We start from the raw sequence: 11,915 nt of genomic DNA on the forward strand, positions 1-11,915 counted from the left end.
AGGATCAGCGCATGAAACGTCTGGTTGTGTGTTGCGACGGCACCTGGAAGGCCGAATCGAGCAGCACGGTTTCGAACATAGTCAAGATCGCGCAGACGATCCGGTTCGATGCGCCCGGACCGGCGGGGGAGACGATCCAGCAGTGGGTCACCTACGTCTCCGGCCCAGGTGCCCGCGGATTCCTCAGCGATCGCCTGATGGGCGGCGCCTTCGGACTCGGACTCGAGGCGAACCTGTCGTCCGCCTACTGGCATCTGGCCTTGAACTGGGAGAAGGGCGACGAGATCTACATCTTCGGCTTCAGCCGCGGCGCCTTCACCGCCCGCAGCCTGGCCGGCCTGATCAACCGTGTCGGGATCATGACCCCCGAAGCGATGATCGAAGGCAGGTACCCCGACGCCCTGAACATCTATCGGCAGCGACCGCCCGCGCCGACGCGGGAGAACCCCGATCCGGCCGAGCCCGAGCAGTGGCAGGAATTCCGCCGGAAGCATTGTCACCGAGCGAAGATCGATTTCCTCGGCGTGTTCGACACCGTCGGCGCGCTCGGCGTCCCTGGCATCTCCTCCCTGCGGCACCGCTTCCACGACGTCAAACTCTCCCGGCACGTGCACTGCGCCCGCCAGGCGCTGGCCATCGACGAGCGGCGGCGCAACTTCGAACCGGCCGTGTGGGAGGTGCCGGTCGAACCGACGGTGAAGTACCGGCGCGGCTTCGAGCGAGTCAAGCAGGTGTGGTTCCCCGGCGTGCACAGCGACATCGGTGGCGGCTACACCGAATGCGGCCTGTCCGACATCACGCTGCAGTGGATGGTCCGCGAGGCGGAGTCGGTCGGGCTGGCCTTCGACCGGGACCGGCTGGCGGCGCTGTCGAAGCGCTGCGACCACACCGACGGCGACCACATGCGGCTGCACGATTCCCTGAGCATCGGCTACCGCGTCCTGAACGTGGTTCGGACGCTGCGTAATCCGCGCAGTCGCCGGTTCCACTGGGATTCCTGGCGCCGGATGTCCATGCCCACCGATCAGGGCGTGCGGTTGTCCGCGAGCGCGCAGGACGCGCTGGACTACCATCCCGCGAATCTGCGACGCTGGCGCGAAGAACTGGGCGGTGTCATCCCGGAAGCGGCTTTCGAGCAGATCCGCGGGGTGTTCTCCAAGAAACTCGAGCAGGCGGGCGCGCCCGTGCCCGAGCCGTCAGCGCACCAGCAGCGCGACCGGCAGCCTGGCGAACATCTTCTCGAGCCTGGCCCGGCCCTGGAATGTGTGGCCGGTCAGCCGGTCGGTCCAGCTGCCGGCGGGTAGGTCGATGAACGTGTCGCTCCAGCCGGTCTCGGCCAGGCTCACGCTGTGGCGGGTGGCGGCGACGATGACCTCGGGGGCCTCGCCCGCGCGGCCGCGGGCGTAGGACACCACCTTCGACGCGTGGTCGCCGGTGGCGAACAGCGGCCGGTACGTGCCGCCGACGAAGCATTCGGGACGTTCGCGGCGCAACCACAGCGCGTAGGCGACGATCCACATCTTCGCCGCGCCGGTGGTGTCCAGCGCGGGCGTGCCGGTGAGCGATTGCAGCATGCCCGCACGGGCGGCGAAGTCCACCGGCCTGCGGTTGTCCGGGTCGACGAGGGAGTCCTCCCACAGCTCGCAGCCCTGGTAGACGTCCGGGATGCCCGGCCCGCACAGCTGTAAGAGCTTCTGCGACAAGGCGTCCGACCAGGCGTGCGGGGCCAGTTCGTGCACCAGGTCGCCGAGTTCGGAGCCCACCGGGCCATCGATCACCGTGTCCAGCCACGCGTGCACCGCGGCCTCGAACTCGGCGTCCGGCTCCTCCCAGGAGGTTTTGCTGTTCGCCTCCCGCATCGCCTTCTCGGCGAACGCGTGCACACGCTCACGCAGGCCGGGCACCGATGCGGCCGGTCGCCCGTCCGCGGGCCACACCCCGAACATGTTCTGCAGCAGGAACAACGCCGTCGCACCGTCCGGCGCGGGGGCGGTCTCCAGCCAGGAGTCGACGTTGCGCGCCCAGGTCTCCGCGGCCTGGGACAGCACGCCGATGCGGGCGCGCACGTCCTCCCCGCGCTTGGTGTCGTGCGTGGACAGCGTCGTCAGAGTGGCGGGCCAGCGTTGCGCGCGCTGGCTGTTGGACAGGTGGAACTCGTTGAGCGAGTGGCCGAAGCGCGCCGGGTTGCCGCCGACCTCCTGCAAGGAGACCAGCCGCGCGGCCTGATAGAACATGGTGTCCTCGACCGCCTTCGCGGTCACCGCGCCGCAGACCTGGCTGAAGCGCATCGCCGCGGCCCCGTCGGCCGCCAGCGCCGCCACCAGGACCGCCAGCGGCGCGGTGAGTTCGCTGTTGCGCTTCTCCACCTCGGCGATCACCGCGCCCGTCATCCCGGACAGCGGCGCGTAGTCGGCCCGGTAGACCGGCATGAACGCCAGCACCTCGATGGTGGCGTTGGTCAGCGCCATGGTGTCGAAACTCTCGGCGTTCGCGTCCTGTTTGATCGCGGCCACCAGCCGCCGGACCTCCGGCGTCAGAATGGTTTCCGCGACCGCGCGCTTGATCCGGTGTTCGGTCTCGCCGATCCAGGCCCGGTCGCTGCCGTGCCCGGCCACCCGGCGCGAGAGTTCGGTGAGCGCGTGCTCGCCGCGCGGATCGATCAGCACGCCGCCGAAGTCGGCCAGCGCCTCGTAGCCGGTGGTGCCGTCGATGGGCAGCGTCGCGTCCAGCGGCTCGCGGTTGGCCAAGATTTTCTCCACCAGCAACAGCCGGTGCGGGCCGATCAGCCTGCGCAGCCGGGTGAGGTAACCGGCGGGATCGGCCAGACCGTCCGGATGGTCGACCCGCACGCCGTCGATCAGGTCGTGCTCGCACCACGCGGCGAGCTCGCGGTGGGTGAGCTCGAAGACCTCCGGGTTCTCCTGACGGATCGCGGCCAGGCTGCTCACCGCGAAGAAACGCCGATAGGTGCACAGCCCGGCCTTCCAGCTCACCAACCGGTAGTGCTGTTTGTCGTGGATGCGCAGGGCGTTGTCGCCGTCGGTGCCGGGCGCGATCGGGAAACGCAGATCGTGCAGCGCGAGCATCGGCTCGGCGCCGGTGCGGTCCACGGTCAGGGCGGCAGGGTCGTTCTCGCTCTGCAACACCGGCAGCGCCAGCCTGCCGCCCGCGCCGTTGCCGGGGCTCCAGTCGATGTCGAAATACGGCGCGAACCGCGACTCCTGGCCGTTCCGCAGCACGTCCCACCACCAGGCGTTCTGTCGCGGATCGGCGACGCCGACGTGATTGGGCACCAGGTCGACGATCAGTCCCATGCCGCGGCTGCGCACCTCGTCGGCGAGTGCCTTGAGCCCCGTCGGCCCGCCGAGGGCGGCGGAGACCGTGGTCGGGTCGGTGACGTCGTAACCGTGCGTCGAGCCGTGCGCCGCGGTCAGGATCGGCGACAGGTACAGGTGCGAGATGCCCAGCTGCTGAAGGTATTCCGCGATGGCGCGGGCCTCGGCGAAGGTCAATGCGTCCGGTCGCAGCTGTAGCCGGTAGGCGCTGCGGATCGTCGTCTGGCGGGCGGGCTTGCGTCGGAGGGACACCGGGTCGGTCACGTGCATCTCGGTGGGATCGGGTGCGTTCATCGGCATTCGGGTCAGGCGGCCTGGCGGAGGACGAGGAGACAGCGAGCTTCGACGGTGACGGCAGCGCCGCCGGGATATCCGGCGTCGGTCATGCCGGTCGGGGTCGAGCAATCCAGCGCCACCGACCATTCCGCGCCGTCGCCGGTGCTCGGTAGCACGAAGTCGATAGCCGCGTCGTGGGCGTTGAAACACAACAGGAACGAGTCGTCGGTGATCCGCTCGCCTCGCGGGCCCGGCTCGGGGATCGCCTCGCCGTTGAGGTAGACCGCCAGCGACTTGCCGAATCCGCTGTCCCAGTCCGCCCCGGTCATCTCCTCGCCGGACGGGGTGAGCCAGGCGATGTCGCGGGCGTTGTCCGCCGAACGGACCGGGCCGCCCGCGAAGAAGCGACGGCGCCGGAAGACGGGGTGCCGGGTGCGCAACGCGACCACCGCGCGGGTGAACTCCAGCAGATCGGCGTTCTTCTCCCGCAGCGACCAGTCCATCCAGGCCAGCGGCGAGTCCTGGCAGTAGACGTTGTTGTTGCCGTGCTGGGTGCGGCCCATCTCGTCGCCGTGCGCCAGCATCGGCACACCCTGGCTGAGCATGAGCGTGGCCAGCAGGTTGCGGCTCTGCCGGTCGCGCAGGGCGAGGATGTCCTGGTCGTCGGTCGGGCCTTCGACACCGCAGTTCCAGGAGCGGTTCCAGCTCTCGCCGTCGCGGTTGTCCTCGCCGTTGGCCGCGTTGTGTTTCTCGTTGTAGGACACCAGATCCCGCAGCGTGAACCCGTCGTGCGCGGTGACGAAGTTGATGCTCGCGCTCGGCCTGCGGCCGGTGGCCTCGTACAGGTCAGAGGAACCGGTGAGCCGAGAGGCGAACTCGCCCAGCGTCGCCGGTTCGCCGCGCCAGTAGTCCCGCACGGTGTCGCGGTACTTGCCGTTCCACTCCGTCCACAGGCCAGGGAAATTGCCCACCTGGTAGCCGCCCTCGCCGACGTCCCACGGTTCGGCGATGAGTTTGACCTGGCTCACCACCGGATCCTGCTGCACCAGGTCGAAGAACGTCGACAGCCGGTCCACGTCGTGCAGTTCCCGCGCCAGCGTCGCGGCCAGATCGAAGCGGAAGCCGTCGACGTGCATCTCCAGGATCCAGTAGCGCAGGGAGTCCATGATCAGCTGCAAGGTGTGCGGGTGGCGCACGTTGAGACTGTTTCCGGTGCCCGTGTAATCCATGTAGTGCGACGGATCGTCGTCGACCAAGCGGTAGTAGGCGGCATTGTCGATGCCGCGGAAGCAGATCGTGGGGCCGTTGTGGTTGCCCTCGGCGGTGTGGTTGTAGACGACGTCGAGGATCACCTCGATGCCCTCGGCGTGCAGCGCGCGCACCATCGCCTTGAATTCGGTGACCGCCGACCCGGCGCGATCCATCGTCGCGTACTCGCTGTGCGGCGCGAGGTAGCCGAAGCTGTTGTAGCCCCAGTAGTTCCGCAGTCCCTGATCCAGCAGCACGCGGTCCTGCAGGAACTGGTGCACCGGCATCAGTTCGATCGCGGTGACCCCCAACCCCTTCAGATGGTCGACGACCGCCGGGTGCGCGATGCCGGAATAGGTGCCGCGCAATTCCTCGGGCACCTCGGGATGCGTCATCGTCATGCCCTTGACGTGCGCCTCGTAGATCACCGTCTCGTGGTACGGCCGGTTGGGCGGCCGGTCGGCGCCCCAGTCGAAGTACGGGTTGATCACCACGCCGGTCATGGTGTGGCCGAGCGAGTCGAGCCCGTGGGTGTAGAGCGAGGGGTGATCGTCGAAGTCGCCGTCGAAAGCCTTGCCGTACGGATCGAGCAGCAACTTGCTCGGGTCGCAGCGCAACCCCCGGTCGGGGTCGTATGGGCCGTGCACGCGGAATCCATAGCGCTGACCAGGGTCGATTCCGGGCAGGTAGGCATGCCAGACGTACCCGTCCACCTCGTCGAGCGCGATCCGGTTCTCGACTCCGTCGGCGTCGATCAGGCAGAGTTCGACCGCGTCGGCAACCTCGGAGAACACCGAGAAATTGGTGCCTGCGCCGTCGTAGGTGGCCCCGAGGGGATAGGCGGTGCCGGGCCAGACACCCAGAGGTGCCGCGTCACCGGGCGCTGCGTCGGGCTGAGCCATGGCAACGACAGTAGCGTCAGCCGGGCGTCCAGCGGTGCGGGTGGTTGTGGGTGACCGGATCGGACGAGGTCGGAGGCATTTTTCGCGCCATCGGGGAATGGTGCGAGCACCGAGCACGGCCCGCGGTGGCAACGCCGCGCAGTCTCGCGGCACAGCACGGGCGAACGGACCCAACGCCGCGTCGGCCTTGCCTCGAGCGGGCGCGGTGGTCGCGAGCTCATCCGTAGCGGCGGTTGCGGTGACGCGAGCCCTCGCCGGACGCGTCCGAGGTGCTGCGGCGCGCGGTGCATCGATACGGGCCACTGACAGCGACGGGCCGTGTGGTGTTCGACATAGCGGAAGCGCATGCGACCCGGCGGGTCGTGAGCGGGCGCGAGGCTCACGTCGCGGGCGTGAGCGACCGCCGCCAGGTCTGGCCGACCAGGTCGTGCCCCCAGCTGTGATGCAGGCTCTGGTCGACGAGCTCGAATCCCGCGCGCTGGTAGACGCGCCGCGCGGCGGTGAGCACGTCGTTGGTCCACAGCACGATCTCCCGGTAGCCCGCGGCCGTGGCGAAGCGCAGGCATTCGTCCACCAGCGCCGAGCCGACGCCGAGACCGCGGACGGTCGGCTCGACCAGGAGCAACCGCAGGCGCGCGGTGGCGTCGTCCTCGCGAACGCAGAAGACGCTGCCCACCGGGCGGCCGTCGGATTCCGCGATCCAGGCGCGCTCGCGCTGCTCGTCGCGGGAAGTCAGATAGTCGGCCACGATGCGCACGATCAGTTCCTCGTAGGTCGCGTCCCAGCCGTATTCGTTCGCGTAGAGCTCCGCATGACGCTGGATCACCCAGCCGTAATCACCGGAGCGCGGGCGTCGCAGCGAGAAAGCAGGTGCGTCGGTGGGCCGGTCCAAAATCTGCTGAATGGTTCGCATCGCCGTGATCAGGCGCGCGCGGGTCGCTTGCGGCTGCGCGTCGAGCAGCGCGCCCACTTCGTCGCTGGAGCGCTGATCGAGCGTCGCGAAGATCTCCCTGCCCCGATCGGTCAGCCGGACCTCCTGGCGGCGGCCGTCGCTGCCGGAGCGGTTGCGCCGCACCAGGCCGGACTGTTCGAACCGGGCCAAAATGCGGCTGAGGTAGCCCGCGTCGAGGTCGAGGGCGTGGCGTAGCGCGACCACTTCGGTGGCGTCGGACGCGGCCAGCTCGAACAGTATCCGCGCCTCGGTGAGCGAGTAGCGGCTGTCGTGCAGTCCTTCGCGCAGCACGCCGATCACGCGCGTGTAGTGGCGGTTGAACTCGCGGACGGCGGCGATGTCGGCGGGGGCGGCAGCGGTCACGGCGGCTCCAATCTTTGACTTTGTCAAAGAATATTCCGCCGCGTCGCTACCGGGCTGGGAAACGGCCGAACTCGGCCCACCCTTGCGAACCCGGCCAGCTCGGGTGCTAACTTGAACGGTGTTCAAGCCGCTCCGGGGCGACCCGGGCCGTGACGCGAGGATTCCTGTGGCACTGACCCCCGACCAGATCACCGCCCTCGACGCCGAGCACGTCTGGCATCCGTACGGCGGCTTCCCCGCGACGACCGAACCGCTGGTGGTGGCCGCCGCCGCCGGGACCAGGCTGACCCTGGCCGACGGACGCGAGCTGGTCGACGGCATGAGTTCCTGGTGGGCCGCCATCCACGGTTACCGGCACCCGGTGCTCGACGCCGCGCTGGTCGACCAGTCGCGGCGGATGAGTCATGTGATGTTCGGCGGGCTCACCCACGAGCCGGCGGCCCGGCTGGCCGAGCTGCTGGTCGAATCGACTCCGGCCGGGCTGGACAAGGTGTTCCTGTGCGACTCGGGCTCGGTGTCGGTCGAGGTCGCCGTGAAGATGTGCCTGCAGTACTGGCGTTCGCTGGGCAAGCCGGAGAAGCGGCGGCTGCTCACCTGGCGCGGCGGCTACCACGGCGACACCTTCACCCCGATGAGCGTGTGCGACCCCGAGGGCGGCATGCACTCGCTGTGGACCGACATCCTGGCGAATCAGCTGTTCGCGCCGGTGCCGCCGAGCGAGTACCACCCGGAATACGCGGCGGAACTGGAGCGCATGATCGCCGCGCACGCGGGCGAACTCGCGGCGGTCATCGTGGAGCCGATCGTCCAAGGGGCGGGCGGGATGCGCTGGCATCATCCCGGCTATCTCGCCGACCTGCGCAGGTTGTGCGACGAGCACGGGGTGCTGCTCGTCTTCGACGAGATCGCGACCGGATTCGGCCGCACCGGAACGCTTTTCGCGGCCGACCTGGCCGGGGTGAGCCCGGATGTGATGTGCGTGGGCAAGGCGCTGACCGGCGGTTACCTCACCCTGGCCGCCGCGCTGTGCACCACGCGGATCGCCGAGACGATCAGCGCGGCGCACGGCGGGCTGATGCACGGCCCCACGTTCATGGGCAACCCGCTGGCCTGCGCGGTCGCCGTCGCGTCGATCGAGTTGCTGCGCTCGCGCGACTGGCGCGGCGAGGTGACCCGGATCGAAGCGGAGCTGGCTGCGGGCCTGGCCCCGGCGCGCGAGCTGCCGGGCGTGATCGAGGCGCGTGTGCTCGGTGCGATCGGTGTGATCGAGCTGGACCACCCGGTCGACATGCGCGCCGCGACCGACGCCGCGGTGGCGGCCGGGGTGTGGCTGCGTCCGTTCCGCAACCTCGTCTACACCATGCCGCCGTTCATCAGCACGTCCGGCGACATCGCCACGATCACCGCCGGCATGCGCGCCGCGGTCGCCGCACAGATCGGTCGGTGACCGGTCAGGCGATCCAGGGCGGGACGATGGTGCCGTCGCTGTCCGGTGTGCCTGCCCGCGCCCCCGCGGGCGCGGTGACGATGGCGGTGAAGCCGTCGCCGGTGTGCACCTGTCGCAGCGTGTTCGGCGGGAGGATCACCGTATCCCCCTCGGTCGCAGTGAGTTCCGTGCCGTCGAGCGTGACGTCGAGCCGTCCGGCGAGGACGGTCCAGATCTGCTCGGCGTCGATGAAGTGCAGCGGTCCCGCGGTGTCGGCGGGCACCTCGACCCGCCACAACGCGAGTCCGGAGCCGCCCTGGGTGGGGGAGGCGAGCGTAGTCATGACACCGCCAGGGGTTTCGGTGCGGCGGGTGTCGGAGTGTCGGATGACGGTCATCTGGCTACCACCTCTATAATAGACAACATGGTTGTCCATATAGTCAACGAGGTTGTCCATCATGTCAAGTGACAGGGGTGGCTATGAGCTGCCGCTGCGCATGCTGCTCGGCTTCCGGGCTGTGATCGACGAGGTGCACGCGGATCTGGCCGAGCACGGTCACGCCGAGTTGCGGCCGATGCACGGCTTCGTCTTCCAGGCGATCGGCCGCGCGGGCGGGCCGCACGGTTGCACGGCCGCCGACCTGGGGCGCGCGCTCGGTGTCTCGAAACAGGCCGCGGGCAAGCATATCGAGGCGTTGGAGCGGCTGGGCTACCTTCGCCGCGGGCACGATCCGTCCGACGCGCGGCGCAAGGTCTACACGCTCACCGAACGCGCCGATGACGTGCTGACCCGATCGGCGCGAACGTTCGACCGGATCCACGATCGCTGGGCGGAACTGCTCGGCGCGGATCGGCTGGCCGAACTGGAGCGCGACCTGCGCTCGCTGACGCCCGGCGAGGTGTTCCGGCTGGATACGCCGAACTGGTTCACCGGTCCGTGAGCCGATCGGACGAATTAGGGCGGCCGTCGGCGAGGTCGGGACGATCGCTGTCGGACAGCATCTCCCACACCCGGAAGATGCAGTGGTAGTCGTCCGACCAGCCGCGCACCATCAGTAGATAGGTGTCACCGTCGCGGAGCACGACGCGGCGACCGCGCAGCTTGGGATGCTCCGGGGTGTAGGTGGGCAGCACTCCGGCCAGTTTCGCCAGCGCTTGTGCGCGCGTGCCGACCACTTCCGTCAGGATTCGGGGTGACCAGCGCTTGTGATCGCCCGAGCCCGTTGTTTCCTCGACGACTATCGCCCACCGCGGCATCCGGCCGTGTACCTCCCGGTGCAGCTTGTCACCGCGGGCCGGTGACACCACCAACGATGGGCTCAACGGTACCAGCGGACCTGCGGGAGAGTGCCCTGAACGGTGTTCAAGTATGCTTCGGAGCTGTGACTACCGATCCGTTGAGCTGGTTGGACGAACGCGCTTCCGCGCGCGTGGCCGCGGGACTGCGCCGCGAGCTGCGGCCGCGCGCCCCGCAGGCGCCGTCGATCGATCTCGCCTCCAACGACTATCTCGGCCTGGTGCGCCACCCCGAGGTGATCGAAGGCGCGATCGAGGCGGTGCGCCGCTGGGGTGCGGGGTCGACCGGGTCGCGGCTGGTCACCGGCACCACCACCGAGCACGAACTGCTGGAGACCGAGTTGGCCGAATTCGTCGGCGCCGAAGCGGGACTCGTGTTCGCCTCCGGATACGCGGCCAACCTCGGCGCGGTGACCGCGCTGGCCGGGCGCGGTTCGCTGGTGATCTCCGACGCGGGCAGCCACGCCTCGCTGGTGGACGCGTGCAGGCTCTCCCGCGCCAGGGTGGAGATCGCGCCGCATCGCGACGTCGCGGCCGTGGAGCGGCTGCTGTCGGAGCGCGTCGAGGAACGTGCGCTGGTGCTCACGGATTCGGTGTTCAGCGCCGACGGCGATCTCGCGCCGTTGACCGAACTGCACCGGGTGACCAGGGCCAACGGGGCGGTGCTCGTGGTGGACGAGGCACACGGCATCGGTGTGCGCGGGGCGGGCGGACGCGGGTTGGCGCACGAGTCGGGCCTGGCGGGGGCGCCGGATCTGGTGATCACCGCGACGCTGTCGAAATCCCTTGCCGCGCAGGGCGGTGTGGTGCTGAGCAGTGGCCGGGTGCGCGCCCACCTGATCGACGCCGCGCGCACGTTCATCTTCGACACCGGTCTCGCGCCCGCCGCCGTCGGCGCCGCGCGGGCCGCGTTGCGGGTGCTGCGCGCCCAGCCGGAGCTGGCCGAGCGGGTGCTGGCGCGCGCCGCGGACATCGCCGGGATCGCCGGTGTGCCCGCGCCGCCTTCGGCGGTGGTGTCGGTCGTGCTCGGTCCGGCGCAAGTGGCCTTCGACGCCGCGCAGGCGTGCCGAGCGCACGGGCTGGACGTTGGCTGCTTCCGTCCGCCGACGGTTCCGGAAGGCACGTCGCGACTGCGCTTGACCGCGCGGGCGAATCTCACTCCGGCCGAACTCGACTCCATCGCGACGGTGCTCGGCGAAGTGCTGGCGCAGGCGCGAGAGGCGGTGCCGGCATGACCGTCCTGCTGATCACCGGAACCTCCACCGATGTCGGCAAGACCGTCGTCACCGCGGCCGTCGCCGCCGCGGCGATGGCGAACGGCCGTTCGGTGGCGGTGTGCAAGCCGGGCCAGACCGGTGTCGCGGTGGGCGAACCCGGAGACCTCGCGGAGATCCAACGATTGTCCGGCGTCACCCGCACGCTCGAACTCGCCCGCTACCCGGACCCGCTGGCGCCCGACACCGCCGCCCGCCGGGCCGGGCTGCCGGAGCTGACACTCGCCGAGACCGCCGCCGCCGTCGATTCCCTGACCGACGCCGACCTCGTCCTGGTCGAGGGCGCGGGCGGATTGCTGGTGCGCCTAGGCGATTTCACCCTGCTCGACCTCGCCCAGAAACTCGGCGCGCCCGTCCTGCTGGTCACCGCGGCCGGGCTGGGGACGCTCAACCACACCGAACTGACCACCCGCGCACTGCAATCGGCGGGCGTGCGGTGCCAAGGCCTGGTGATCGGCTCTTGGCCCGCCGAACCGGATCTCGCCGCCGAATGCAATCGCATCGACCTGCCGCGCGTCAGCGGCGTCGACCTGGTGGGTTCGGTGCCGCAAGGCGCGGGCGGCTGGGAGCGTGCGCGATTCATCGCCGCCGCCCCGGGGTGGTTCGAGCCCGCCTGGTCGCCTTTCCGCTGATCGATGGCGTTTCCGCGACGCGAGTCTCCCCGAACCTGTCGGTGACCCCGCTGAGTGCGGACGCGCGACCGGTGTTCGGTGGCATCTGCGCGTGGAAGCGGTGCGGCAGTGGATGGTGCCAGACGGCAGGACCGGACACGTGCGCGAATTCGATGCCCGGGGAGGTCGGCGTGTTCCGAATCACGCTCGCTTGCGCGACGAGCCCACGGTA

Annotated in this window: 10 protein-coding genes; 5 read left to right on the plus strand and 5 right to left on the minus strand. The window is 69.8% G+C overall.

Annotation, left to right across the window (positions count from 1 at the left end):
• Positions 1-11: 11 nt before the first annotated feature.
• Entirely contained in the window at positions 12-1,304 is a 1,293-nt protein-coding gene (locus tag ABZ824_RS32160; protein WP_356967733.1) for a DUF2235 domain-containing protein, read from the plus strand.
• On the opposite strand, the gene treY is transcribed toward ABZ824_RS32160, so the two are convergent.
• The 3 genes from treY to ABZ824_RS32175 form a co-directional block, all read right to left on the minus strand.
• Positions 1,197-3,605: a malto-oligosyltrehalose synthase gene (treY, locus tag ABZ824_RS32165; protein WP_356967888.1), complete on the minus strand. Its 2,409-nt coding sequence runs from the start codon at positions 3,603-3,605 to the stop codon at positions 1,197-1,199. The two genes, ABZ824_RS32160 and treY, sit on opposite strands and share 108 nt — an antisense overlap.
• Positions 3,606-3,640: 35 nt before the next feature.
• Entirely contained in the window at positions 3,641-5,761 is a 2,121-nt protein-coding gene (glgX, locus tag ABZ824_RS32170) for a glycogen debranching protein GlgX (RefSeq protein ID WP_356967735.1), read from the minus strand.
• A gap of 379 nt (positions 5,762-6,140) precedes the next feature.
• The gene (locus ABZ824_RS32175; protein WP_356967737.1) at positions 6,141-7,076 is read right to left on the minus strand and encodes a helix-turn-helix domain-containing GNAT family N-acetyltransferase; all 936 of its coding nucleotides are present in this window, start codon (positions 7,074-7,076) and stop codon (positions 6,141-6,143) included.
• Positions 7,077-7,242: 166 nt separating this feature from the next.
• Here ABZ824_RS32175 and ABZ824_RS32180 point away from each other — a divergent pair, with 166 nt between their 5' ends.
• A complete protein-coding gene (locus ABZ824_RS32180) occupies positions 7,243-8,523 on the plus strand; it encodes an adenosylmethionine--8-amino-7-oxononanoate transaminase (RefSeq protein ID WP_356967739.1) in 1,281 nt (426 codons plus the stop codon).
• A 4-nt stretch (positions 8,524-8,527) separates the two neighbouring features.
• Here ABZ824_RS32180 and ABZ824_RS32185 read toward each other — a convergent pair whose 3' ends face one another.
• On the minus strand, positions 8,528-8,899 hold the full coding sequence (locus ABZ824_RS32185; protein WP_356967741.1) for a cupin domain-containing protein: 372 nt from the start codon (positions 8,897-8,899) through the stop codon (positions 8,528-8,530).
• A 61-nt stretch (positions 8,900-8,960) separates the two neighbouring features.
• Between ABZ824_RS32185 and ABZ824_RS32190 the strand changes: the two genes are divergently transcribed.
• A complete protein-coding gene (locus ABZ824_RS32190; protein ID WP_356967743.1) occupies positions 8,961-9,443 on the plus strand; it encodes a MarR family winged helix-turn-helix transcriptional regulator in 483 nt (160 codons plus the stop codon).
• Here ABZ824_RS32190 and ABZ824_RS32195 read toward each other — a convergent pair.
• A complete protein-coding gene (locus tag ABZ824_RS32195; protein ID WP_355078303.1) occupies positions 9,430-9,825 on the minus strand; it encodes a hypothetical protein in 396 nt (131 codons plus the stop codon). The genes ABZ824_RS32190 and ABZ824_RS32195 overlap by 14 nt on opposite strands.
• A gap of 59 nt (positions 9,826-9,884) precedes the next feature.
• Between ABZ824_RS32195 and ABZ824_RS32200 the strand changes: the two genes are divergently transcribed.
• A complete protein-coding gene (locus tag ABZ824_RS32200) occupies positions 9,885-11,033 on the plus strand; it encodes an 8-amino-7-oxononanoate synthase (RefSeq protein ID WP_356967745.1) in 1,149 nt (382 codons plus the stop codon).
• Positions 11,030-11,704 (plus strand): dethiobiotin synthase, encoded by a 675-nt coding sequence (gene bioD / locus ABZ824_RS32205; protein WP_355078301.1) that lies wholly within the window; start codon positions 11,030-11,032, stop codon positions 11,702-11,704. Before ABZ824_RS32200 ends, bioD begins: the two co-directional genes overlap by 4 nt.
• The last annotated feature ends 211 nt before the right edge of the window (positions 11,705-11,915 follow it).

This window comes from Nocardia sp. NPDC047038, from assembly GCF_040644075.1.
In the GTDB taxonomy this organism is placed as follows: Bacteria; Actinomycetota; Actinomycetes; order Mycobacteriales; family Mycobacteriaceae; genus Nocardia; species Nocardia sichangensis.